We start from the raw sequence: 25,226 nt of genomic DNA, 5'->3' as shown, positions 1-25,226 counted from the left end.
CGGGATTATCCCGCCGCAAACACGCCGCAGGCGATGCGCGGCCCGCTATTGCCCGAAGGGTCGGTCATCATGTCGTCCCGATTGGCGTGGACCACCAAGGACGATCCGTCCCCGTCGAGCAAGCCGGCCATCGTGGCGCCCGGGATGGTGATGCCGATCGCGCCGCGTCCGTCAGTGCCGATGACGAGATTGGGCAGGTCTCCCTCATGCGGCCCTTGCGGGTTCATCGAGCCGTGCTTCATGCCGGTCGGGTTCCAATGGCCGCCCGCGCTCGCGAAATCGGGCGGGGTGCAGGTGCCGATCGTGTGGACATGAGCGCCGTGCGTGCCGGGCGGCAGGCCCTTTACGTCGATCGTGAAGCGCAGGCCGCCGGCGACCTCGGTCGCCGTCGCCTGCCCCGCCGCGGCGCCGTCGGCGCCGTGCAAGAGAGCCACCGCCCGCGCGCCGTTCGCGACCGGCGCGCCGGTGCGCACGTCGTCATGGCAGGCACCGAGCGCCAGCATCAGCGCCATCGTTCCCAAGCCCAGGATTCGCATGCCCAATCTCCTTCGTGCCAAGTGGCGATGCTGGACCCGAACCGGCGATTGCGCAACGCGGATCCTGCGCCCCCCTATCAATGACGCGCCTCACTTGCCGCCGCTGCGCACCGTCAGCGAGATTCCGTAGAAGCGAGGCTCGCCGGCGATGAAGGTCGGCAGGCCGAGCGCATCGCCGGTGTTGCCCGCATCCTTGATATATTTCTTGTTGAGCAGGTTGGTGACGAACCCCTCGATCCGCCACACACCGTTCGCCGGCTCGAAGCCGAGCCGCGCATCGACCAGCGCATAGCTGTTCTGGAATTCGTCCTGGACGAGATCGGGGATGAGATTCTGCGTCTGCAGGCTCGGCTTGTCGTTGTCGTCGTCGAAGAAGGTCTTCGACTGCCAGGTCACGCTCGGGGTGAGATCGATTTTGCCCGGCCCGACCGGCTGCTTGAAGGTGAAGCCGGCCGAGGCGGCATGATCGGGCGAGAGGCGGAACTGGTTGCCCTTGCGCGCGCCCTCGGTGAAGCGGCCGTGATTATAGGCATAGGTCGCAAACAGGCTGAGCGCCTCGAACGGAACATAGCGCAGCTGGCCCTCGAACCCGTAGCTCTCGGCCTTGCCGGCATTGATCGTGACAAACTGGGTATTGACCTGCTGAGTCGTCTGGAAGTTGCTGTACTGGTAATAATAGACTGATCCGTCGGCGAACAATTTGCGGTCGGCGAGCGCCGTCTTCACCCCGGCTTCATAGCTGTCGACCGTCTCCGCCGGCAGCACCTGGAAGCTGACTGCGCCATAGGGCACGCTCGGCGCGCCGACGCTCAGCACCTTGGGGTGCCGGCCTCTCGCATAGGTCGCATAGATGCTGGCATCGGCGCTCGGCGCGTACCGCGCGGTCGCGCGCCAGGTGAGGCCGCCGTCGCTGAGATCCTGGTCGAATCGTGTGCCGTTGCCGGTCGTCGGCTGCAGGCCGAGCCCGAAATAGGGCACAACACTCGCCGGCAGGGTGTTGAGTACCGCGCCGGGCAACGCCAGCGCGCCGAGCAGCGCGTCGCGTTGTGCAGAGGGCAGGCCGAGCGCGCCGATAAAGCCGCCCAGGATCGAGCGGCCGTTGAGCACCGCCGCGGTGATTCCGCTCGACTTGTCGTCATGCGTGTAGCGGACGCCGCCGCCGAGCTCGAACCGGTCGGTCACATGGAAGGTCGCGTCAGCGAAGACGTCGACGCTGTTGGTGCGGGCAAAGTTCGTCGAGCTTTCGAGGTGGTTGGCCTTGAGATTCGCGGCAATCCCGGCAGCGGTCGCGCCGTTCAGCGCAACACCCCTGGCGGCCGCGACGCCCTGCAGCAGCAGCGTATCGAAGCCCGGATTGGCGAGCACGCTCAGCGGTGCGGGATCGTCCGCCGCTCTGCCCGGGATCAGCCCGCCGCCGTTCAGCACGCCCGCCACCCGCGCCAGCGCGACGCGCTCGTCGAACGAGGCCGGCGTGCGCTGCGAACCATCCTCGTGGAAATAGGTGCCGCCGATAAACGCCCTCAGCCGGTCGCTCTTGTAGGAGAGCCTCAGCGTTTCCATGGTCTGGTTGCCCCGCGCGTCTTCCGCCGCGGTCAGCGCCGGCAGCGAGATGCCGTCGGCATCGAAGATCTCGAGCGCCTTGAAACGACGGTACGAGCCCAGGGCATTGATCGACCAGTGATCGTCGATCTCGTAATTGGCGATGCCGGTCACGCCCCAGACCGTCCGGTCGAGGCCGAGCGGCGCGCCATGCTCGAACCCCGGCTGCGGCGCCAGCGCCGCGCCCGAATTGCGGCCGCGATCGCCGATCACCGCGCCCGTCACCGGATCGGTCGGGTTATAGGCGATCGACTTGAACGAGGTGCCGTTGGGGTGATCCTCCTGATAATTGCCGATCAGGTCGACGGTCAGCGCGCCGGGTTGCCAGCGCAGCGACGCGCGCCCCGCCTGGGTGTCGACGGAATCGAAATCCTGGTCGCTCCCCGCCACCAGCAGATTCTTGACATAGCCGTCGCGCTTCTTGATCCGGCCGGCGAGCCGGATCGCAAGCGTGTCGGTGATCGGCGCATTGGCCGTCATGTCGACACGGTACGCGTTGAAATTGCCGTAGCTGCCGTAGAAATAGCCGTAAAAGGCGTGCGGATCGGCCTTGGCCTCGACGATGTTGACCGCGCCGATCAGCGCGCCGCGGCCATAGAGAGTCGATTGCGGCCCCTTGGCGACCTCGACCCGGTCGATGTCGAACAGCTCGACATAGGAGCCCCGCGCCTTGGAGATCGACACGCCGTCCTGATTGACGGAGACGCGCGGTTCGACGAACGCCTGGCCGCTGTCGGAAGTGATGCCGCGGATCACGAAGCCGGGATTGTTCGGCGACTGGTTCTGCACCACGAAGCCCGGCACATAGCGCGACAGCTTCTCGAAATCGGTGATGCCGTAATCGTCGAGGAACCTGCCTGAATAGGCGGTCAGCGCCATCGGCACCTCGAGGGCGCCCTGCCGGGTGAACTGAGCCGTGACGACGATGTCGCCCTCGCCTGCTTCCGGCGCAGCGGGCGCCGCCGATGGAGCCTCTGGCGCGGTCTGCGCATGCGCGGCGGCGGCGAGTGCCAGCGCCGGCAGGCAGCAGCCGAGCGTGAGAATCGTCGAGCGGATCGTCATGTTACTGGCCCCTTTTGTCTGTTGCCGGGGGCCTAGGCGGAGACCGCGTCGCTTCGGTTGCGATATGATGACACTGTTGTTGCAACGCAAAAAAGGTTGCGTTCCGCTACTTCATCTCCCGCCCGGCCGCCCGAGCAGCCAGGGCTTCACGTGACCCGAGGGCTTGGCGACGCCATCCAGGCGCTGCGCGCTGATCAGCCGTACGGGATGGACCAGCATCTGCCCGCGCATCGAGCCAGTGCCGCCGCCGGCGGGCGCAGCCAGGATCTTGCGGACAATATCCATCCCCGAAACGACATGGCCGAACGCCGCATAGCCGAGGCGGCTACCCTTCGCGTCGAGGTTCGGGTCGGCGCCGACGCTGATCGTGAAATTGGCCGTCGCTGAATTGGGGTTGTCGCCATGCGCCATCGAGACGGTGGCATCGAGATGGCGGATGCCGGTCCGGCTGGTCGGCTCGAGCGGCACCGGCGGCAGGAAGCGGCGCACATCGGTGCCGACGCCGCCCTGGATGAAGCCGAATTTCGGCGCGCCCTTGCTGCGCGCAGCGCGGTAGAAGGTCGTGCCGTCGAGGCGGCCGTCATCGACATAGGCAAGGAAATTCGCCGTGGTCAGCGGCGCATGCCTGGCGTCGAGCGCAAGCACGATCGGCCCTTCGGACGTGACGATGCGGACCCGCACCATGCCCGGCGCCGGCTTCGACGCTGGCTGGGGTGCAGCCGGGGCGGCGGAAGCGGCGGCGAGCGCGAGCAGCGCGAAAAGGAACGGGCGCATCGGCGACGACTCCGGCAGGATCATGGTGCCCCGGCGCTAAAGGCCGGCGCCACCCCGCGCAAGCGCCTGCCGGACGTCCGCCGTCCGATCAGGCCGGCATGCGGTGCAACGCGCACAGCTTGTTGCCGTCCGGATCGCGCAGATAGGCGAGATACAAGGCGCCGAATCCGCCCTCGCGAACCCCGGGCGGATCCTCGATCGGGCTGCCGCCATTCTCGGCGCCGGCCCGGTACCAGGCATCGGCCTGGGCGGGGCCCTCCATCGCGAAGCCGATCGTGGCGCCATTGGCGGGCGCGGCCGGCGCGCCGTCGATCGGCGTGGTCACCATGAAGACACCGCCATTGTGCATGTAGATGAGGCGTCCCCGGTCGTCCTCCAGGGCCGGCTTTCCCCCGATGGCGCCGAACAGCGCGTCGTAGAAGCGCTTCGATCGGGCGATGTCGTTGCTGCCGACCATCATGTGGCTGTACATTCCTGTCTCCTTCGCTGCGCACGCTCGCCCAGCGGGGGAGACGGGTCAAGCCCGGCCGGTCAGCCGATCGCCCGCCCCAGCACGCGCGCGAGCCGCGCCGAGAAGCCGCGGGGGTCGGCCGGCAGCTCGCCGTCGGCGATCCTGGCTTCGTCGAACAACAGGTGCGCGGCATCCTCGCGCAGCGACGGATCGGCCTCTCCCAGCGCGCTCAGCCGCTCGATCAGCGCGTGGCGGGGGTTGATCTCGAGCACTGGCTTCGCTGCCATGTCGAGGCGCCCCGCCCCGGCCAGCAGCTTCTCGAGCTGCCGGTCCATGCCATGCTCGGGCGCGACCAGGCAGACAGCGCTCTCGGTCAGCCGCTCCGAGGGGCGCACGTCGGAGACCGCGTCGCCGAGCGTCGCCTTCACATAATCGATGAAGCCGGTCACTTCGCCCGACGCCTCAGCGGCCGGCGCCTGCCCTTCCGGCAGCGGGATCAGGCTGAGGTCGGCAAGCCCCTGGGTCACCGACTTGAACGGCTTGCCGCCATGATCGATGCCCGAGGGCGCCCAGAAGCTGTCGACCTGGTCAGTCAGCAGCAGCACCTCGATCCCCCGCGCGCGGAATCCCTCGAGCTGAGGCGAGGCGGCGAGCCGGTCGAGATCGCTGCCGGTCGCGTAATAGATCGCCGTCTGGTTCTCCTTAAGCCCTGCGACATAGTCGGCGAGCGAGCGCCATTCGCTGCCCGCCGTCGTCCTGAACCGCGCCAGCCCGAGCAGGGTCTCGCGCCGGGCATAATCCTCGTACAGCCCTTCCTTGAGCACCGCGCCGAAGGCATCCCAGATCTTGAGGTAGCGCTCGGCATCGCTCGCCGCGAGCTTGTCGAGTTCTGAGAGGATGCGGTTCGCCACGCCTTTCTGGATCGCCGCGAGCACCGGGCTTTCCTGGATCATCTCGCGCGAGACGTTGAGCGGCAGGTCGTTCGAATCGACCAGCCCGCGCACGAAGCGCAGATAGCGCGGCAGCAGCTGCGCTTCGTCAGTGATGAACACGCGGCGCACATAGAGCTTCATCCGCCCGGTCCGGTCAGGATCGAACAGGTCGAACGGCGGCATTTCGGGGATGAACGCCAGCACTGAATATTCGTGCAGCCCTTCGGCGCGGTAGTGGAGGGTCAGCGCCGGCGCGTCGAACTGGCCGGCGACGCTGCGGTAGAAATCGGTATATTCCTCCGGCGTGATCTCTGCTTTCGGCTTCGTCCAGAGCGCCGCGCCGTCAGCGATCTGCTTCGGCTCGGCGTCGGGCTTGTCCTTCAGGAAGATCGGCACCGGGACATGGGCCGACTGCGCCTTGATCGTCCGCTCGACGGTGAAGCTCTCGGTATAGCTGGCCGCATCCTCCTTCAGGTGCAGCACGACCCGCGTGCCCCGCGCTGGCGCGTCGGCGACCTCGACCGGCTTGATCGTGTAGGTGCCGAGGCCATCCGACGACCAGGCCGCCGCACTGTCGGCGCCCGCGCGGCGCGACACCACCTCCACCGTGTCGGCCACCATGAAGGACGAATAGAAGCCGACCCCGAACTGCCCGATCAGCTGGCTGCCCTCGGCGTCCTTCGATCCGGCGATCCGCTCGATGAACGCCTTCGTCCCCGAGCGCGCGATCGTGCCGAGCGCCTCGCCCATCTCGGCCTCGCTCATGCCGATGCCGTTATCCTCGATCGTCAGCCGCCGCGCCTCGGCATCGAGCGTCACGGTGATGCGCGGCTGACCGTCCTCGCCAAGCAGGGACGGGTCGGCGAGACCCTCGTAGCGCAGCTTCTCGCAGGCATCGGCCGCGTTCGAGATCAGCTCGCGCAGGAAGACGTCCTTGTCCGAATAGACCGAGTGCACCATCAGCTTGAGCAGCTGGGCGACATCGGCTTCGAACGAGCGGGTTTCGGGGGCAGCGTCAGGTGCGATGGTCATGATGGGCCCAATATTCTCCGAAGGGAAAATCAGGACGCCACATGGCCGGGGCTTCGCATAGTTTCAAGACGATCGCGTCGCCGGAGCGGGCGCCGGCGTCACGGGAAAGTGGAAACAAGGGGCCGGGCGTGGTCCCTACGCCCGGCCCTTTGCAGATCGCCCTTCCGCCTCAGAGGCCGAAGGACAGGCGCGCATAGCCGAACTGGCCCGGCACGTCATAGGTGGTCGGATCGTAGTTCGCGCTGTCGCAGGTGAAGCACGCCGGCGGGTTCTTGTTGAACAGGTTGTTGACGCCGAGCGTCAACCGCCAGCGATTGTCCATCCAGCTCGGCGAAAGATAAAGCTGGATGTCTCCATAGAAGGTGCTGCCCATCCGGTGCACGCCGTCCCGCTCGGCGACCGAGCTGATATAGCGGCCGGTGAACGACGCTCCATAAGCCCGGGTCGACCAGTCGATCGTCGCGTTGAGCTTGAACCGGGGATAGGCCTGGTCCGGGCTGCCGCGCTCGGTGCCCGCCAGCTTCACCGGCGGCGAGCCGAGATCGGCGGGTGGCAGCACGTCATACCTGATCAGCCAGGCGGCGTTGGCCGTCAGCCCGACCGTCCCACCCGAAAACTCGGGCGAGCGATAGATGAAGGAGGCATCGACGCCTTCCGTGTTGATGGCGTTTAGGTTGAGCAACCGGCCATTGATGCCCGCGATGCTGCCGTTCGAGTTGCGCTTGATCGCGGCGCAGCTGATCGGATCGGCGTCGAACGCGCAGCGCGTGAGCGTGAGCGTCGCCGGCACCGAGTCGATCGCGTTCTTGAGGGCAATGCTGTAATAATTGACCTCGAGGCTGAGCGCGCTCGCCCAGCCGCCACGCGCCCAGGACGGGCTGTAGACGCCGCCCGCTGTCCAGGTCACCGCGGTTTCCGGTTTCAGCGCGGTGTTGCCCTGCGAGAAGACGCCGAGCTGTCCGCCCTGCGGCTCGGCATAGCTGCCATTGGCCGGCACCCCATTGGCGATGCAGTTCGCCCGAACGGTGGCATTGGTCTGGAACGAACCGCCGGCCGCGCTTGTGCAGGGATCGTTGATCGTCGCGTCGAAGCGCGACAGCCCGGCATAAAGCTCGCCGATGCTCGGCGCGCGCAGGCTCTCGGCATAGCCGCCGCGGAACAGCAGGTCGGGCACCGGCTTCCACAGGCCCGATGCCGTGAAGGTCGTGTTGCTGCCGAACGACGAATAGTTCGAATGGCGCACCGCGCCGTCGAACTCGAGCTTCTCGATGAACGGAATCTCCTTGAGGATCGGGACGTGCAGCTCCCCGTAGAATTCGTCGACATTGAAGCCGCCGCGCGCCGGGCTGGTCGGCACGTCGGCGCCGAGCCCGGCGACGATGATCGGATCGGGATCATAGCTGGCATATTGATCGCGATGCTCATAGCCGATCGCGATCCCCACCGGCCCCGCCGGCAGCTCGAACAGGTCGCCCGACAGGTTGGCGGTGAAATCGGCCAGCCGCTGCGAGCTCCTGTCGCGTTCGTCGAAGGTGACGAAATCGAGCATCGCCTTGGTGATCGAGCCGGCGCCGCCGAAGATGTTGAAAGGCACGCAAGGCGCGGTGCAGGCCGAAACGGGCCCGAGCGCCTGAGTCAGCTTGGCGGCATTGAGGTTGCCGGTGAAGATCTGGTGCGCGTCGTTGATGCCGTACACGCCGTTCACGTCCCAATACCATTTATGGTCGCCGATATGGAACGAGCCGTCAAAGGTCATGGTCGCCGACATGGTGTCGACATTCTGGGTGAAGATGCGCTGCCCGCCCTCGACGAAGCGGCGCCTGATCGTCGAATAATTGGCCGGGGTGCCGTCAGCGCCCGAGGACAAGGTCACGCCGAACGGGTTGTACGGGTTGGTCACGTCCACCGAGATCGTGTCGAGCAGATTGCCGTTGCCGGCATCGGGGCCGATGAACAGCGGGAGAAAGGCCGCCTCGGTGCGCGAATGGCGATGGTTGTAGACCAGCTTCACCCGCATGTTGATATTGTCGGTCAGCGCCTGCTTGAAGTTGAAGAAGCCGCCATAGCGCTCCGACGGTGTCAGCAGATAATTGTACGGCGCGAAGTTGAACGAGTCGGTCGCCGAGGAATAATTCTTGAAATCGGTCGGATAGACCGGCTTGCCGGCAACCGGCGCCTTCAGGGTCAGGCTCATGCCGAGAACGTCGAACCGACCATTGGGGATCGCGCTCGAGCATCCGCCCGCGGCGCAGCTCGTCGCGCCGGGCGTCGGGAATTGCGACGTCGAGCGGTCAGCTGTCTTCACCCCCTCCTGCTTGGTATAATAGCCGCCGAAGACGACCGAAGTGCCCGAATCCGGCGCCTGGATGCCGTAGCTCGCCTCGTAATTCTGGGTATGGCCGTCGCCCTGGCGATAGGTGCCGAACTGGGCCGAGGCCTTCAGCCCGACCTGGGCCTGCTTGGTGATGATGTTGACGACACCCGCGACGGCGTCCGAACCGTAAAGCGGCGACGCGCCCGATTGAAGCACCTCGATCCGCTCGATCATGTTGGTCGGCAGCTCGTTGAGATCGACCGAGGCGGGAATGCCGCCGGCCGCCGAGCCGTTGACGAAGCGCAGGCCGTCGACCAGCACGAGCGTCCGCTTCGCGGCGAGATAGCGCAGGTCGATCTCGGCCGATCCCGAGCTGACGCCGGTGCCGTCAGGCGGGCCGCCGATATTGCCTGCATTGTTGACCTTGGTGTTGAGCCCGCCACCAGCGCTCGGCAGGCGCTGCAGCACATCGGCGATCGAACTCAGGCCGGTCTTGGCGATCGCCGCCTCGTCCACCGTGGTGACCGGCTTGTCCTGGTCGAGCGGGCTGCGGCGGATGCGCGATCCGGTGACGACGACATCGTCGACCGGCGCTGTTCCCTGCGCTGTGCTGTCGGCCGCCGGTGTTTCCTGCGCCTGCGCGGGCACAGCCGAAAGCCCTGCAATGAGTGCCAGCGTTGCGATGCCGGCGAGTTTAGCCAATTTGATGTCGTGCATGAGTTCATCCCCTGAATCACGCCCCCGAAACATCCCCCCCTGGTTGTCTCGAAAGTGAAACAAAGCCCGGGAATTGCAAGCGGTAAAGGGCCGGGGTGGGCGTTCTTCGGGGGACTGTGCCCCGCGGGTGACACATGCATGTCGATCTGGTCTTATCGGGCCGATCGGTCGTCAGGCGCCCCCGCTCAGCGCACCACCGCCTCATAATCCGGATCGAGATCGACGGCGCGCGCCTCGTCGGCGGCGGCGCGGCGGCGGTCGCCATGCTCGCGCAGCGCAAGGCTGCGATGATAATAGCCTCGCGCCGCATCGGGCGCGTAGCGCACCGCCTGGTCGAGATCGGCGATGGCGCGGTCGAGATCGCCCTTGCGCTGCCAGGCGAGCCCCCGGTTGAGCCAGGCGATCGAAAGCCGCGGCTGAAGGGCGATCGCCTGGTCGAAGGCAGTGATCGCGCCGTCCATGTCGCCCTGCCAGGCAAGCGACAACCCGTCGGAAACACGCGCCGCTGCCTGCCCGGCAGCTCCTTTCGCCCCGGGGTTGATCAGGCTCCTGCAGCCACTCAGGCTGCGCTTCGGATCGTCCAGCGTGCAGGCGTTCCAGTCGCCGCGGCCCGCATCCCGCCGTCGCGAGGCCCGCGCGCCCGTCACCACGATATCGCCGCTCGCGCCTTCCTCGCTCTCGGCTTTCGCCATCGCCATGGGCGGCGCCACCGCGGCGGCAGGGGGCGGCGGCGGCGCTGGCGCGGCAAACCTGTCGTTGCGCGAATCATTGGCGGTATAGCGCCCGGCCTCCGCCACTCGCCCCGCCATTTTCGGTACAGCCTGCGCCGGCATGCCCGCGCTCGGCTCGGCCCCGGGCGCAGCGTCGGCAAGCGACGGCGGTGCCGGAGGAGGAGGCGGAGGCGGAGGAGGCGGCGGAGGCAGAGAGGGCGGCGGTGCTGCTCTTGTCGCTTGCTGGGCGGCCGGGGCGGTTGGGACCGGCGGCACCGTCCCCGCGATCGGCCCGGGCGCGCTCGGGCCAGGCGCGGCCGGGGCGGCGGGAGCGGTTGACGAGCCGGGCACCGGCACCTCGCCGCTGATGACCGGGTGCCCGCGTTCGAGCGATATCCAGGCCAGCGGCGCGCCGATCAGGACAACCAGCGCGGCTGAAACCAGCGCGCCGAAGTGAGGCCGGCTGATCTCGGTCCACCATGAGGACGGCCGCGCCGCCGGCCTGGGCTGAGCGGCGCGCGGCGGCCTCCCCCGGGCGTCGAAGCGCTGCAGCGCCGCTTCGATCGCCGCCTCCCGCCGCCCCGGGTGCGGCGGCGGCGGTTCGGGCAGCGACGGCGCGACGTTGTCGTCAGCCACTCACGCGCCCCCGGCAAGCGTCGCCTGCAGCGTCCTGGCTGAGCGGCGACGCGATCGTGCTACGGGAAGACGGCAAAGGCATCGGCCAACCTTATAGTCGGAATTGCGCGTCCGTCGAAGCCATGATCCAAAACCGTCCTGACGGAGCGGCGGCACCGGCAACCCGGCGCCGCCGCCCACGCCTTCACGCTCCCGGCGTCACTCTCCGAGCCGCGCGATCGGCTCCGCCGCCTTGGCCGCCCGCACCAGCTGGATGAACTCGGAACGATAGCCGAATTCATCGGTGCCGCGCGCGCCGATCGCGATATTCAGCACATCGTCGTAACGCATCGCCCCGCTATATCTGCCGCCGCGGAGCAGCTCGGCAAAGGCGGCGACCGCGGTCGCGAACCGCGCATCCCGCGGCGCATCTTCGAAGCGGGCGACCGTCGCTGCCCGATTGATCGGCATCGAGATCAGCCGGCTCGTGTCCGATTTCGGCAGCTTGTAGCGGATCTTGACGAAGCCGAGCTCGCTGATCGCGGCGCCGCATGGCGCGCACCGGTCATCGAGACCCGCGGGCGGTGCGGGGGTCGCATAGCGCAGATCGCTGATCGTGCGCGGCCCGCCAACCGGCACCACTTCGTACAAAGCGGTCACCGTCTGGCCCGATCCGACATCGCCCGCATCGACCTTGTCGTTGTTGAAATCGTCGCGGTTGAGCATCCGCGTCTCATAGCCGATCAGCCGATATTCGGAGACGGCCGCCGGGTTGAACTCGACCTGGATCTTCACGTCCTTGGCGATCGGGAACAATGTCGAGCTCGCTTCGTCGACCAGCGTCTTTCGCGCTTCGTTGACGGTGTCGATATAGGCAGCGGCGCCGTTGCCGTTCTGCGCCAGCGCCTGCATCATCGCGTCATTGTAATTGCCCATGCCGAAGCCGAGCACTGACAGGAACACGCCCTTGCCGCGCTCGCGCTCGACATAGCCCTTGAGCTCGTCCTGGTTGGTGATGCCGACATTGAAGTCGCCGTCGGTGGTCAGGATCACCCGGTTCACGCCGGCGGAATCGAAATTCTGCTCGGCCAAGGCATAGGCCTGGCGGATGCCTTCGGCACCCGCGGTGCTGCCGCCCGCGCCGAGCCCGTCGATCACCGCCTTGATCCGCGTCTTCTCGCTGGCCCGGGTCGGTTCGAGCGCCGTGCCGGCGACGCCGGCATAGGTGACGATCGCGACCCGGTCATTGGCGTCGAGCTGGTCGACCAGCATGTCGAGCGACTGCTTGACGAGCGGCAGCTTGTTCGGCGCGTACATCGACCCCGATGTGTCGATCAGGAAGACGAGATTGGCGCGCGGGCGGGTCGCGTGCTGGATCGAATAGCCGCGAATGCCGATCCGCACGAGCTGGCGCCCCGGCGACCAGGGGCTGGGGAACACAGCGACATTGGTGGTGAAGGGCTGCTCGGCGCTGCGCGGGGCGGCGTAGTCATAAGGGAAATAATTGACCAGCTCCTCGGTCCGCACCGCGGCCGGCTGCGGCAGGACATTCTGGTTCAGCGAGGCGCGGACGAAGCTGTAGGAGGCAGTGTCGACATCGATCGAGAAGGTCGAAACCGGCTCCTCGCGCGCCACCTTGAAGGGGTTCTCGGGCGCGGCGGTGAACTTGTCGCGACCGACATCGTGATAGGCGACGGGCGGGCGCGGTTCGGTGCGCGCCACATAACCCTGCACACTGGCCATCGGCATCGTCATGCCGGTGACCGGCGACGGCGCCGAGACGAACGGCGGCAACGGCGGCGGTGGAGGCGGTGCATAGGCCATCCGGTCAGCCCGTCTCTCCTTGCGCACCCTCGGCGCGTCCTCGTCATTCGCACGCGCGCCGGTCACGACGATATCCTTCGCGTCGGCCTCCTCCTGCGTCGGAGCCGGCGTTCCCGATGCTGAGGCGGGCGCCCTGTTGTCGGATTGAGTGCAGGAAACGAGCATGACGGCCAGCCCGGTCGTGAGTGCCTGGCGTAAACGGGGCATGGATATTCTCCCTGGTGACAGCGGCGCGCTATCGTCCGCATGTCACTGGGACGCGGGTGGGCGGGATATCCTTGGGTCCTGCGTAAAATATTTTCCGGATAGAGAGCGCTACCCGGGATTTTCGCCCTCCTTCTTTCCCGGCGAAGGCCGGGACCCAGTTGGGAGACAGAAGAAAACGGGCGGTGCGGGTCGGCATTAACGTCCCCCAACCGGACCCCGGCCTTCGCCGGGGAAGCAAAGAGGATTACCCCCCGCCCTCCCCGCCACCCGACAGCATCCGCCGTACCTCGTGCATCCGCCATGACACGGTCGATTCAGCCACCCCCAATATCTCGGCCGCTTCGCCATGGGTGAGCTGCTGGCCCGCCACCAGCACCGCCGCCTCGCGATAGGCCGGCTTGAGCCGCGCGATCGCGCTCCTCACCCAGATCGCGTCATGCAGGTCGCGCCCGTCCGGCCCGCGCGCGAGCCCGGCCAGCACCGCGAGCCGCTCGGTAAAGCCGCTGAACGAGCGCCGCCGCCGCCGCAGGTCGCGGCTCGCATTGACGACGATGCCGCACAGCCAGGTGGTGAATTTCGCCTCCCCCCGGAAGGTGGCGATCTTCTCGACCAGCGTGCAGCAGACATCCTGGGCGATATCGTCGGCATCGGCGCGCGATCCGGTCAGCTGCCAGGCGAGGCCGTGGATCCGGTTATAGTGCCGCTCCAGCAGCGCCCCGAACGCATCGCGATCGCCCGCGACGGCGGCGGCGAGAAGGTCGTTGTCGGGATCGTCCCTGGCGTCCGCCATGGGTCAGGGGCGCCCGTGAAATGGGCCGCGACCGGATGGCGGCAGCTCCGTCACGATGGCACGACCGGATCTCTTCATCGATACGCCTGAGCCATCTGTCCCGGCGGCGTTGTGCATCATTCGAGGCGGCGACACCATCGCGGGCTGCTCGGGCGCTCATTTTTCCTCTCACCCATATTGAACGAACGACAGCACATTCCCGTCCGGATCGCGCACCTGAAAGTCAGTGCCGCCCCAGGCCTGCTTGGTAATATGCTGCGGGAAAGCGACGTCCCGCCCCTGATACTCCTCGAACAGCGCCTTCACATTGCTCACCGCGATGGTCGCGAGGATCAGCGACGGCTCGGTCGCGGCCAGCGCCGCGAAGTTCGGCTTGCCGACGAAGCGCAGATGCAGGCGGGCGCCGCCCCGCGACACAGCGCCGTAGAAAGGCGGCTTGCCGTGCAGGAAATCGACCGCGAAGCCGAGCTTGTCGCGGTAGAAAGCCGCGGCGGCCGCCACATCGCTGACGAAGAAGATGGGCACGGCCCCGCCCACCACCGGCGCGCCCGGGTCAGGTCTTGGCGTCTTGGCCGAGCCGGCGGTCGCTGCCTTGAGCGCCGGCCAGTCGGCAAAACCGGCCTCGACCGCGATCACCTCCTGCGCCAGCGCAAGCGGCATCGGCATGTCGAGCGCGTCGCGATCGGTCACATGGCGGAAGCGGTCGAGCATGCGAAGCTTCCCGCCCACTGAATAATTGCCCTCGCGGTGCCAGCGCACCAGCAATTTCGCCAATTTGCGATAGGTCTCGATCGTCGCCATCGGGCACGCTCCTGCTGAGGTTTCAGCGGGCGGGCCTTGCCCTTTCGGCCGTCCGGCCGATGCACCCCGATCGAGCGGTTGCAGGGTAAGTTCGGGGGCGATCGGGTGTCAAGCCGGTCGGGATGCCGCAACGAGCGCGGGTTCAAACCCGGCGTACGATCCCACCATAGTCAGCAACCGCCGCATCCGCAGACAACAGGGTAATTCCTTCAACCATTGCCTGCGCCACCAGCAGTCTGTCGAACGGATCCTTGTGGATGGGCGGCAGGCCGGCAACCCCCACCGCATGGACGGCAGTCAACGGCAATTCCAGATAGCCATCGTCGATCAGCGTACGGCGCACAACATGGGGATCGATATCGAAATCGGGCCGCCGCAACACGCTCTTGATGGCGACTTCAGCCATGCTGATCGCGCTGAACAGAAGAATATTCTCTTCCTCCCCAATCAACGCACGGGCCTCAGCCGATAATCGCGGTGAGTCTTCCAGGGCCCATAATAACAGATGCGTATCGAGCAGGAGCTTCATTCGTCGCCATAGAACATGTGCTCGATCTCCTCCTGACCCATCGTATCGAAATCTTCCGGCACTTTGATCTTGCCCTTCAGCGATCCGATCCGACGTTTCGCCGCAGGTTCCGGCGGCTCGATCGCCGTCACCTTCACCATTGGCTTACCCGCCTTGGCGATCACGAACGGCTCACCCTTCACTGCCATCTCGATGAGCTTGGAGAGCTGCGTTTTCGCTTCATGGATGTTGACCGTCAGCATCACATTCTCCGGACTAGACTAACTGAACTTAGTTCACTCCTCGCTCTCGTGCAAGGGAATTGGGAAAGCCCCTCCCATACAGTCTACCGAAATTATCCAACATCCGGCCCAACCGCGATTCAACTCCAGGCGTTCAGCGCCTATCGCCCCACGCCATGACCGCAGGACGCCCCAGCCTCTACCAGCCCGAATATGCCGAGCAGGCGCGCAAGCTCTGCCGGCTCGGCGCGACTGACAGCGACATGGCCGATTTCTTCGGGATCGGCACCACGACCTATTATCGCTGGCGCAAGGAGCATCCCGATTTCGCCGCCGCCGTCACCGAGGGCAAGGACGTGTGCGACAAGCAGGTCGAGCAGGCGCTTCACCGCCGCGCGGTCGGTTTCGAATATGAGGCCGTCAGGGTCTTCATGCCCGCCGGCGCGAAGGATGCGGTGCTGGTGCGCTACCCCGTCCAGGTGCTCCCGGATGTCGGCGCCGCCCAGCATTGGCTTCGTTTCCGTCGGCCGAAGGAGTGGAGCGAGCGGCGCGAAAATACTGACGGCCTCGATCTCGCTGAAATGCTCGCCCAGGCCCGCGCCCGGGTAGTCGCCGACAGGGCGGCGCATGGTCGGGCCGGTGACGATTGATCCATCACAACCATACCCTTCCCCAACCCCACACCCCTTGCTAAGGCCCCTCGCGACTCATCGCATCCGCCCGTCAGGCGCGCCCGCGCGGCTTCTCAGCCGCCTCCCCGCCGCGCCGCCCGGGCCATATCAGGGAAGGACCCGCCGGCATGACCGCCATCGGCCAGGACACGCTCTCCACTCGTGCAACGCTCACCGTCGGCGCCAAGTCGTACGATTATTATTCGCTCGCAGCGGCGGCAGCGAAATATGGCGACATCTCGCGGCTTCCCTTCTCGATGAAGGTGCTGCTCGAGAACATGCTCCGCTTCGAGGACGGCAAGACGGTCACCACCGATGACGTGAAGGCAGTGATCGACTGGCAGATCGACAAGCGCTCCGACCGCGAGATCCAGTATCGCCCCGCGCGCGTGCTGATGCAGGATTTCACCGGCGTTCCCTGCGTGGTCGATCTCGCGGCGATGCGCGACGCGATCACCAAGCTCGGCGGCGATCCGGCCAAGATCAACCCGCTCGTCCCCGTCCATCTCGTCATCGATCACTCGGTGATGGTCGACGAGTTCGGCACGCCCAAGGCGTTCGCCGACAATGTCGATCTCGAATACAGCCGCAATTTCGAGCGCTACGAGTTCCTCAAATGGGGCTCCAAGGCGCTCGACAATTTCCAGGTCGTGCCCCCCGGCACCGGCATCTGCCACCAGGTGAACCTCGAATATATCGGCCACGGCGTGTGGGATTCGGTCGCACCCGACGGCAAGGCGATCGCCTATCCCGATACTTTGGTCGGCACTGACAGCCACACCACGATGGTCAACGGCATGGGCGTGCTCGGCTGGGGCGTCGGCGGGATCGAGGCCGAGGCAGCGATGCTCGGCCAGCCGGTCTCGATGCTGATCCCCGAGGTTGTCGGCTTCAAGCTGACCGGCGCGATGAGCGAGGGCATCACCGCCACCGATCTCGTCCTGACCGTCACCCAGATGCTGCGCGCCAAGGGCGTGGTCGGCCGCTTCGTCGAATTCTACGGCCCCGGTCTCGACACAATGACGCTCGCCGACCGCGCGACCATCGCCAACATGGCGCCCGAATATGGCGCCACCTGCGGCTTCTTCCCGATCGACGCCAAGACGATCGAGTATATGAAGCTGACTGGCCGGCCCGACGAGACGGTCGCCCTGGTCGAGGCCTATTGCAAGGCGCAGGGCCTGTGGCACGACGAGAACAGCCCCGATCCGGTCTTCACTGATACGCTCGAGCTCGACATGGGCACCGTCCAGGCGAGCCTCGCCGGGCCGAAGCGCCCGCAGGACCGCGTCTCGCTCAACAAGGTCGACGAGATCTTCAACGGCGATCTGTTCAAGGTGTACAAGAAGGAGCAGGCTGTCCGCGCCGCGGTCGAAGGCCGTCCGGACGATATCGGCGATGGTGACGTCGTCATCGCCGCGATCACCAGCTGCACCAACACCTCGAACCCCTCGGTGCTGGTCGCCGCTGGCCTCGTCGCCCGCAAGGCGAGGGCCAAGGGCCTCACCGCCAAGCCCTGGGTCAAGACCTCGCTCGCACCCGGCAGCCAGGTCGTCACCGACTATCTCAACAAGGCCGGGCTGACCGAGGACCTGAACGCGCTCGGTTTCAACCTGGTCGGCTATGGCTGCACCACCTGCATCGGCAATAGCGGCCCGCTCGCGCCTGAGCTTTCCACCGCGATCAACGAGAATGACATCGTCGCCGCCTCGGTGCTGTCGGGTAACCGCAACTTCGAGGGCCGCGTCTCGCCGGACGTGCGCGCCAACTTCCTCGCCTCGCCGCCGCTGGTCGTCGCCTATGCGATCAAGGGCACCGTGACGCAGGACATGGTCGAGACGCCGCTCGGCCAGGGCTCGGACGGCGAGGACGTGTACCTCAAGGATATCTGGCCCTCGAACGCCGAAATCGCCGAGGTGATGGCCGCCAACATCGACGATTCGATGTTCCGCGCGCGCTACGGCAATGTCTATGCCGGCGACGCGAAGTGGCGCGGCATCGAGGTCGAGGGGTCTGACACCTATACCTGGCGCGCCGGCTCGACCTATGTCGCCAACCCGCCCTATTTCGAGGGCATGACCATGACGCCCGCGCCGGTGATGGACATCATCGAAGCCAGGCCGCTCGCGATCCTCGGCGATTCGATCACCACCGATCACATCTCACCCGCCGGCAGCATCAAGGCGGACAGCCCGGCCGGCAAGTTCCTGATGGAGCATCAGGTCAGCAAGCTCGACTTCAACTCCTATGGCGCGCGCCGCGGCAACCATGACGTGATGATGCGCGGCACCTTCGCCAATATCCGCATCAAGAACGAGATGGTGCCCGGCGTCGAAGGCGGCATGACGAAATATGAAGGCGAGGTGATGCCGATCTACGACGCGGCGATGCGCTTCAAGGCCGACGGCACCCCGCTCGTCGTCATCGCCGGCAAGGAATATGGCACCGGCTCGTCGCGCGACTGGGCGGCCAAGGGCACCAACCTGCTCGGCGTCCGCGCGGTGATCACCGAGAGCTTCGAGCGGATCCATCGCTCGAACCTGGTCGGCATGGGCGTGCTCCCGCTTCAATTCGCCGAGGGGGTGACTCGCCAGACGCTTGAGCTCGACGGTTCGGAGACCTTCACCATCCAGCACGTGGCCGACATCCGCCCGCGCCAGGACGTGACGGTCATCCTCACCCGCGCCGACGGCACGACCGAGACCTTCGAGACCCGCTGCCGGATCGATACCGTCAACGAGCTCGAATATTTCCTCAACGGCGGGATCCTGCAGTACGTGCTGCGGAAACTGGCGGCCTAAACCGCCGTCACCCCGGCCTTGTGCCGGGGTCCATGGCTCCTCCTGGCGGTGGCCCGAGTTCGAGCGTGGCGCTCGCGGAGGAATGGATGCCGGAACAAGTCCGGCATGACGGTTCAGGGGGCGGTTCGCCCCTCAACCGCCCGCGCCCGGGCGTAGAGGAAATACACCAGCAACCCGACCCCGTTCCAGATCAGGAACGAAACCTGCGTCACCACCTGCAGGCTGATGAACAGATAGACACATCCGAGGATCGCCGCCGGCGCGACCACCCAGGCGACCGGCGTCCGGAACGGCCGCTTCGCCTCGGGCGACCGCCGCCGCAACACCAGCACGCACGCCGCCACCGCGACGAACGCGCACAAAGTCCCGGCATTGGCGAGCGAGGCGATCACATCGAGCGGCAGCAGCCCCGCGAGGATCGCGACGAACACAGCCGTCACCGCGGTGATCCGCGCCGGCGTCCCCCGCGCCGAAACCTTCGCCAGCGCCGGCGGCAGGAAGCCGTCGCGCGCCATCACCAGGAAGATCCGGCTCTGGCCGTAGAGGAACGCGAGCAGCACCGTCGGCAACGCGATCGCCGCCGCCGCCGCCACCACCGTCGCCACCCTGGCGCTGCCGAGCGAGCGCAGGATCAGCGCCAGCGGTTCGGCGCTTTTCGAGAAGACGGTGTAGTGCACCGCCCCCACCGCCGCCGCCGCGACGATGACGTAGATCAGCGTGCAGGCGAGCATCGACCCGACGATCCCGATCGCGAGATCGCGCTCGGGGTTCTTGGCCTCCTCAGCCGCGGTCGAGATCGCATCGAACCCGTAAAAGGCGAAGAAGATGATCGCAGCCGCGCCCATCACGCCATATTTCACGCCGTGATCGTCAGCGACGCTGCCAAAGCCATTGGGCGCGAAGGGGTGGAGATTGGCTGCGTCGAAATGCGGCAGCGCCACCGCGACGAACAGCGAGAGCGTCGCGATCTTCAGCACCACCAGCGCCGTGTTGACGCGGGCGCTTTCGCGGGTGCCGAGCATCAGCATGCCGGCCACCACCGCGATGATCAGCATCGCCGGCACGTTCACGCCGAGATTGGCGAGGTGGAGGTCATGGTTCGCCCAGCTCCCTTCCAGCGACGGCCCATGGGTCAGTGCGTCAGGCAGGAACACGCCGAGCCCCTTCAGGAACCCGACCGCATAGCCCGACCAGCCGACCGCCACCGTGGACACCACCAGCGAATATTCGAGGATCAGGCTCCACCCGACCACGCAGGCAATGATCTCGCCAAGCGCCGCATAGCTGTAGGTATAGGCGCTGCCCGAGGCGGGGATCATCGTCGCCATCTCGGCATAGCAAAGCGCGGCGCACGCACAGATCGCGCCGGCTACCGCGAAACTGAGCAGCACCGCGGGCCCGGCCCGGTCGGCGCCCACCCCGATCAGCGTCAGGATGCCCGTCCCGACGATCGCGCCGACGCCCATCGCCACGAGATGCGGCCAGGACAGGGTGCGCGCCAGGCGGTGATGCTCGGGCTGGTCCTCGGCCGCGACGATGGTCTTCAATCTGAACAGGCTGCGCATTCTCGTCCCCGGATGTTGCGACCGAACTTGGCCGCTTCGGAGCGCCGGCGCAATGCTGGCGCGAGCGATTGCGCGGCGCTACAGCCGCCCCAACGGTTTCAGGAGATACGACATGGACATGGCCCTGGATTTCGCGCTCGGCGAGAATGCGGACATGATCCGCGAGACGACCCGGCGCTTCGCGGCCGACCGCATCGCGCCGAAAGCCGCCGCGATCGACGAGGACAACAAGTTCGACCGCTCGCTCTGGCCGGAGATGGGCGCGCTCGGCCTGCACGGCATCACGGTCGAGGAAGAATGGGGTGGGCTCGGCCTCGGCTATCTCGAGCATGTCGTCGCGATGGAGGAAGTCAGCCGCGCCTCGGCCTCGATCGGCCTCTCCTACGGCGCCCATTCCAATCTCTGCGTCAACCAGATCAGGCGCTGGGGAAATCCCGAGCAGAAGGCGAAATATCTCCCCAAGCTGATCTCGGGCGAGCATGTCGGCAGCCTTGCCATGTCCGAGGCCGGCTCGGGCTCCGACGTCGTTTCGATGAAATTGAAGGCAACCGCGACCGGCAATGACCGCTACATCCTCAACGGCACGAAATTCTGGATCACCAACGCGCCCGAAGCCGACACCCTCGTCGTCTATGCCAAGACGGACAGCGAGGCGGGGCCGCGCGGCATCACCGCGTTCCTGATCGAGAAGGGCATGGCCGGCTTCAGCGTCTCGAAGAAGCTCGACAAGATGGGCATGCGCGGTTCCGACACCGCCGAGCTCGTCTTCGAGGATTGCGAGGTTCCGGCCGAGAATGTGATGGGCCCGATGAACGGCGGCGTCGGCGTGCTGATGTCAGGGCTCGACTATGAGCGCGCGGTGCTCGCGGCCGGGCCGCTCGGCATCATGCAGGCCTGTCTCGACGTCGTCCTTCCCTATGTCCGCGAGCGCAAGCAGTTCGGCAAGCCGATCGGCGGCTTCCAGCTGATGCAGGGCAAGATCGCCGACATGTATGTCGCGCTGAATTCGGCCCGCGCCTATGTCTATGCGGTCGCCCGCGCCTGCGACGCCGGCAAGACGACCCGCTTCGACGCGGCCGGCGCGATCCTGCTGGCGAGCGAGAATGCGGTGAAGACCTCGCTCGAGGCGATCCAGGCTTTGGGCGGCGCCGGCTATACCAAGGAATGGCCGGTCGAGCGCTTCCTGCGCGACGCCAAGCTTTACGATATCGGCGCGGGGACCAACGAGATTCGCCGCTATCTGATCGGGCGGGAATTGATCGGGGCATAATCCAGTGAGCGCTGATTGATCAGTAGCCGTAACGATCAATCTTCGTCATTCTTCTCCCGACCGCCAGGGAGATGCCTTGTGATTCGACCGCTGCTCTTTGCCTTCGCCACTCTCTTCGTCACCGCCTCCGCCACCGCGGAGGTCAAACCCTTCCCGGCCAGCTTCAAAGTCCGCGATATGGCAGTCGATGGCGCGACGATCCATGTCCGGGTCGGCGGGCACGGGCCGGCGGTGGTGCTGCTCCACGGCTTCGGCGATACCGGCGACATGTGGGAGCCGCTCGCCGTCACGCTGGCGGCGGACCACACGGTGATCGTCCCCGATCTGCGCGGCATGGGCCTCTCCTCGCATCCCGACACCGGCTATGACAAGAAGACCGAGGCGACCGATATCGCCACGGTGCTCGACACGCTGAAGATCGACAAGTTCCAGCTCGTCACCCATGATATCGGCAACATGGTCGGCTATGCGCTCGCCGCCATGCACCCCGACCGCGTGCAGAAATGGGTGGTGATGGATGCGCCGCTCCCCGGCATCGGCAATTGGGCGGCGCAGCTCAGCAACCCCAAGACCTGGCATTTCAACTTCCACGGCCCCGACGAGGAGCGCCTCGTCGCCGGGCGCGAGCGAATCTATCTCGACCGCTTCTATAACGAGCTCTCGGCCGACCCCGCCGGCATCGACGAGGCGACGCGCGTCCATTATGCCGAGCTCTATGCCCGCCCGCACGCGATCCATGACGCGTTCGAGCAGTTCGTCGCCTTCCCGCGCGACGGCGTCGACAACCAGGCCTTTCTCGCAAAAGGCAAGCTCACCATGCCGGTGCTCGCGATCGGCGGCGAGGCCTCGTACGGTGCCAAGCTCGCGGTTGAGCTCGGCTATGTCGCGACCAATGTGAAGAGCGTCTCGATTCCGCATTCAGGCCATTGGCTGATGGAAGAGCAGCCCGAAGCCACCATGGCCGCGATCCGCGGCTTTCTCGATTAGGGGCGACGATGCTGCTGATAGGCCAATATGATTCGCCCTTTGTGCGCCGCGTCGCGATCACGCTCGGCTTTTACGGCCTCGCTTTCGAGCATGCTCCCTGGTCCGCCTTTGGCGACGTCGACAGGATCGCCCGCTACAATCCGCTTCGCCGCGTGCCCACCCTGGTGCTCGACGACGGGATGGCCCTGGTCGACAGCAGCGCGATCGTCGAGAGCATCGACGACATGGTCGGCTGCGATCGCGCCTTTCTCGCGCGGCGTGGCGACGAGCGGCGCGCCCTGCTCCGATGGTGCGCCTTCGCCGCGGGGGTCGCCGACAAGGGCGTGAGCCTTGTCTACGAAGGCGCCTTTCGCGAGGGGCTGCCGCTCTGGGTGCAGCGATGCCGCGCCCAGGTCAGCGACACGCTCGACATGCTTGACGGCGAGCGTGCGGCCCGAGCCGGCCCCTGGTTGTTCGGCGAGGAGATCAGCCATGCCGACATCATCCTCGCGACCATGTTCCGCTTCCTGAGCGAGGCGCTGCCCGACCAGTTCGAGATGGGCCGCTGGCATGCGCTGTCGCGTCACTCAGTCCGCTGCGAAGCCCTTCCCGAATTCGCAGCAGCTTGCCAACCTTTCAACCTGGCGATGCCGGAGGATTAGCGAAGCGCGATCTTCGCCGTGACCGACAATCCCGGCCGCAGCCGCGCGATGGCGGGCTGGTTCGGGTCGAGCAGGATCCGCACCGGCACGCGCTGGACGATCTTGGTGAAATTGCCCGATCCCGGCTCGAACGGCAGCAAGGTGAATTCGGAGCCGGAACCCGGCGCGAAGCTCTCGACATGGCCGGTCAGCGCATCGCCGCCCAGCGCATCGACCCTGATCGTCGCTGCCTGGCCGGCGCGCATCGCCCGGGTCTGGGTCTCCTTGAAATTGGCGACGACATAGAGCCCGCGCGACGGCACCAGGGTGAGCAGATGCGCGCCGGGCTGGACATAGTCGCCGGTCTGCACCTGGCGGTCGCCGATCACCCCGTCGATCGGCGCGCGGACGATGGCGTGGCCCTGGTCCTGGCGCGCGAGATCGAGCGCTGCCCGCGCTCGTGCCGCAGCCGCCTCGGCCTGGGCCAGCTGCGCGATCAGCACCGGGCGGCGGGCACGCGTCACCGCCGCCTGCTCGCTGGTCACGTCGCGATCCGCGCGCGAGCGGTCGCGCGCGGAAGCAGCACCGATCGCGGTCGCCCGCACCCGCTCGGCATCGCGCCGTGTCGCAAAGCCCTGCGTCATCAACGCGGCGAAGCGCATGTTGTCGGCGGCGGCGCGGACATATTCGGCATCGGCCGACTGGATCGAGGTCTGCGCCGCGCGGACCTGTGCCGCGGCAAGCTGCTCATCGGCGTCGAGCGCGGCCAGCGCTGCCCTGGCCGTCGCAACGCCGGCCTCCGCATCCTGGAGCGCAGCCTGGGCGCCGGCGAACTTCGCGTCGAATTCCTGCGCGTCGATCCGGACGAGGGGATCGCCGGCGTGCACCACCTGGTTGTCACGCACCAGGATCGCCGAGACGAGCCCACCGACCTTCGGCGCGACCGAGCTGCTGTCCGCCTTGAGATAGGCGTTGTCAGTGGATTCGCTGGTCCGCGGCGAGAAAAGCCAGGCGATGCCGGCGAGTGCAATCAGGATCGCCACCGCGCCCGCGATCAGCGGATTGCGGCCGAGCTTGCGCCTGGTGATGACAGGCGCATCGATGGTGACGGGCGCGTTCATTGAGTGATCACCAGCAAGGTTGAGGTCGCGGTCGCGAGCAGCCTGCCCGCTGCGTCAGTCAGCTTCGCTTCGGCAAAGGCGACGCGCCGGCCAATGCTGACGACCACGCCCTCGGCGCGGACCAGTCCGGTATCGGCCGTCATACCGCGCAGATAGGAGACCTTCAGCTCGAGCGTCGTGTACGCCTGCCCGGGCGCAAGCCTGGAATGCACCGCGATGCCGCAGGCCGAATCGAGCAGGGTCGCCGCATAGCCGCCATGGACGCTGCCGATCGGGTTATAGACGCGGCCATCCGGGTTGCCTTCGAACACCGCCCTGCCCTCCTCAACCTCGACCAGCGCGAAGTCGAGCGTCCGGCCGATCGGCGGCTGCGCGTCCGACACGATCATCGCGCGCAACTGCTCGATACCGCTCAACGCGGCCCGATCGAGCGTATCGGTCACTGCCCATCTCCGAGCGCAAAGCGCTGCACCACCGCCGCATGGGCGCGCTGCAGGATGGCATCCGACTGGGCGGGATCAGCGACCGCGCGCGACAGCGTCACCGCGCCGACCATCTCCGCCAGCATCGATGCCGCGGCGAGCTCCGGATCAGCAATCCCATGCCGGCCGAGCGCCTCGGCCAGCCGCCCGGTCAAGCCCGCGACACCCGCCCCGAATCGCACCCGCGCTTCAGGATCGAGACGCGCCAGATCCCCCGACAAGGCCGGGAGCGGACAGCCATGTTCGCGCGAATCGCGATGCTGGGGCGAAAGATAGAAGTCGACATAGCCGAGCAGCGCCAGGCGGGGATCGGCATCGTTCGCAGTCAGCTCGAACCGGCTGCGCGCGCTTTCGAACATCGTCTCGATCGCGGCCGCGATCAGCGCCTCCTTCGATTCAAAATGCGCGTAGAAGCCGCCATGGGTGAGTCCGGCCCGCGCCATGATGCCGGCGACCCCGACGCCATTGGGGCCTTTCGCCCGGATTTCACGGGCAGCCTCCTTCAGCACGCGCTTGCGCGTCTCGCCCTTGTGATCGCTGTCGTACCGCATGGCCTTGTCGACCTCCTTTATATGATGCATATAATATAAAGACT

The 25,226-nt window shown here is 66.7% G+C and carries 21 protein-coding genes; 5 read left to right on the top strand and 16 right to left on the bottom strand.

Going from position 1 to position 25,226, the window contains the following annotated elements; all coding sequences use genetic code 11:
* Positions 1–5: 5 nt before the first annotated feature.
* From ABD050_RS11865 to ABD050_RS11810, 12 genes are all read right to left on the bottom strand, one after another.
* Positions 6–536, bottom strand: coding sequence for a superoxide dismutase family protein (locus ABD050_RS11865; protein WP_343889549.1), 531 nt, complete (start codon positions 534–536; stop codon positions 6–8).
* Between the two features lie 90 nt (positions 537–626).
* Positions 627–3,197 (bottom strand): TonB-dependent receptor, encoded by a 2,571-nt coding sequence (locus ABD050_RS11860; RefSeq protein ID WP_343889548.1) that lies wholly within the window; start codon positions 3,195–3,197, stop codon positions 627–629.
* Between the two features lie 111 nt (positions 3,198–3,308).
* Entirely contained in the window at positions 3,309–3,995 is a 687-nt protein-coding gene (locus tag ABD050_RS11855; RefSeq protein ID WP_425542444.1) for a peptidylprolyl isomerase, read from the bottom strand.
* Positions 3,996–4,059: 64 nt separating this feature from the next.
* Positions 4,060–4,443, bottom strand: coding sequence for a VOC family protein (locus ABD050_RS11850; protein ID WP_343889547.1), 384 nt, complete (start codon positions 4,441–4,443; stop codon positions 4,060–4,062).
* Positions 4,444–4,502: 59 nt separating this feature from the next.
* On the bottom strand, positions 4,503–6,386 hold the full coding sequence (gene htpG / locus ABD050_RS11845; protein ID WP_343889546.1) for a molecular chaperone HtpG: 1,884 nt from the start codon (positions 6,384–6,386) through the stop codon (positions 4,503–4,505).
* Positions 6,387–6,555: 169 nt separating this feature from the next.
* Positions 6,556–9,417, bottom strand: coding sequence for a TonB-dependent receptor domain-containing protein (locus ABD050_RS11840; protein ID WP_343889545.1), 2,862 nt, complete (start codon positions 9,415–9,417; stop codon positions 6,556–6,558).
* Positions 9,418–9,602: 185 nt separating this feature from the next.
* Positions 9,603–10,763: a tetratricopeptide repeat protein gene (locus ABD050_RS11835; RefSeq protein WP_343889544.1), complete on the bottom strand. Its 1,161-nt coding sequence runs from the start codon at positions 10,761–10,763 to the stop codon at positions 9,603–9,605.
* 198 nt (positions 10,764–10,961) lie between these two features.
* Entirely contained in the window at positions 10,962–12,773 is a 1,812-nt protein-coding gene (locus ABD050_RS11830) for a vWA domain-containing protein (RefSeq protein ID WP_343889543.1), read from the bottom strand.
* Positions 12,774–13,017: 244 nt separating this feature from the next.
* A complete protein-coding gene (locus tag ABD050_RS11825; protein WP_343889542.1) occupies positions 13,018–13,563 on the bottom strand; it encodes an RNA polymerase sigma factor in 546 nt (181 codons plus the stop codon).
* Positions 13,564–13,731: 168 nt separating this feature from the next.
* Entirely contained in the window at positions 13,732–14,364 is a 633-nt protein-coding gene (locus ABD050_RS11820) for a bleomycin resistance protein (protein ID WP_343889541.1), read from the bottom strand.
* A gap of 142 nt (positions 14,365–14,506) precedes the next feature.
* Positions 14,507–14,893, bottom strand: a complete 387-nt coding sequence (locus ABD050_RS11815; RefSeq protein WP_343889540.1) for a type II toxin-antitoxin system VapC family toxin — start codon at positions 14,891–14,893, stop codon at positions 14,507–14,509.
* Positions 14,890–15,135: a type II toxin-antitoxin system Phd/YefM family antitoxin gene (locus tag ABD050_RS11810; RefSeq protein ID WP_343889539.1), complete on the bottom strand. Its 246-nt coding sequence runs from the start codon at positions 15,133–15,135 to the stop codon at positions 14,890–14,892. The genes ABD050_RS11815 and ABD050_RS11810 overlap by 4 nt, the downstream gene beginning before the upstream one ends.
* Before the next feature lie 155 nt (positions 15,136–15,290).
* Between ABD050_RS11810 and ABD050_RS11805 the strand changes: the two genes are divergently transcribed.
* Entirely contained in the window at positions 15,291–15,764 is a 474-nt protein-coding gene (locus ABD050_RS11805) for a helix-turn-helix domain-containing protein (RefSeq protein WP_343889538.1), read from the top strand.
* Between the two features lie 149 nt (positions 15,765–15,913).
* A complete protein-coding gene (acnA, locus tag ABD050_RS11800) occupies positions 15,914–18,586 on the top strand; it encodes an aconitate hydratase AcnA (RefSeq protein ID WP_343889537.1) in 2,673 nt (890 codons plus the stop codon).
* A 113-nt stretch (positions 18,587–18,699) separates the two neighbouring features.
* Here acnA and ABD050_RS11795 read toward each other — a convergent pair whose 3' ends face one another.
* Complete coding sequence (locus ABD050_RS11795) at positions 18,700–20,151, bottom strand: amino acid permease (protein ID WP_343889536.1); 1,452 nt, start codon at positions 20,149–20,151, stop codon at positions 18,700–18,702.
* 118 nt (positions 20,152–20,269) lie between these two features.
* Between ABD050_RS11795 and ABD050_RS11790 the strand changes: the two genes are divergently transcribed.
* From ABD050_RS11790 to ABD050_RS11780, 3 genes are all read left to right on the top strand, one after another.
* Positions 20,270–21,421 carry an isovaleryl-CoA dehydrogenase gene (locus ABD050_RS11790; protein WP_425542450.1) on the top strand — a complete coding sequence of 384 codons (1,152 nt, stop codon included), beginning with the start codon at positions 20,270–20,272 and terminating at the stop codon, positions 21,419–21,421.
* Between the two features lie 78 nt (positions 21,422–21,499).
* Positions 21,500–22,408, top strand: coding sequence for an alpha/beta fold hydrolase (locus ABD050_RS11785; RefSeq protein ID WP_343889534.1), 909 nt, complete (start codon positions 21,500–21,502; stop codon positions 22,406–22,408).
* 8 nt (positions 22,409–22,416) lie between these two features.
* Positions 22,417–23,049, top strand: coding sequence for a glutathione S-transferase family protein (locus tag ABD050_RS11780; RefSeq protein WP_343889533.1), 633 nt, complete (start codon positions 22,417–22,419; stop codon positions 23,047–23,049).
* On the opposite strand, the gene ABD050_RS11775 is transcribed toward ABD050_RS11780, so the two are convergent.
* From ABD050_RS11775 to ABD050_RS11765, 3 genes are read right to left on the bottom strand one after another with little or no spacing between them, the layout of a single operon-like run.
* A complete protein-coding gene (locus tag ABD050_RS11775; protein ID WP_343889532.1) occupies positions 23,046–24,149 on the bottom strand; it encodes an HlyD family secretion protein in 1,104 nt (367 codons plus the stop codon). The genes ABD050_RS11780 and ABD050_RS11775 overlap by 4 nt on opposite strands.
* On the bottom strand, positions 24,146–24,592 hold the full coding sequence (locus ABD050_RS11770) for a PaaI family thioesterase (protein WP_343889531.1): 447 nt from the start codon (positions 24,590–24,592) through the stop codon (positions 24,146–24,148). The genes ABD050_RS11775 and ABD050_RS11770 overlap by 4 nt, the downstream gene beginning before the upstream one ends.
* On the bottom strand, positions 24,589–25,212 hold the full coding sequence (locus tag ABD050_RS11765) for a TetR/AcrR family transcriptional regulator (protein WP_343889530.1): 624 nt from the start codon (positions 25,210–25,212) through the stop codon (positions 24,589–24,591). The genes ABD050_RS11770 and ABD050_RS11765 overlap by 4 nt, the downstream gene beginning before the upstream one ends.
* Positions 25,213–25,226 lie beyond the last annotated feature (14 nt).

It is taken from the genome of Sphingomonas oligophenolica, from assembly GCF_039522915.1.
Lineage (GTDB): Bacteria > Pseudomonadota > Alphaproteobacteria > Sphingomonadales > Sphingomonadaceae > Sphingomonas > Sphingomonas oligophenolica.
The sequence above is the reverse complement of the archived record's forward strand: the minus strand, read 5'-3'. Positions and strand labels throughout refer to the sequence as shown.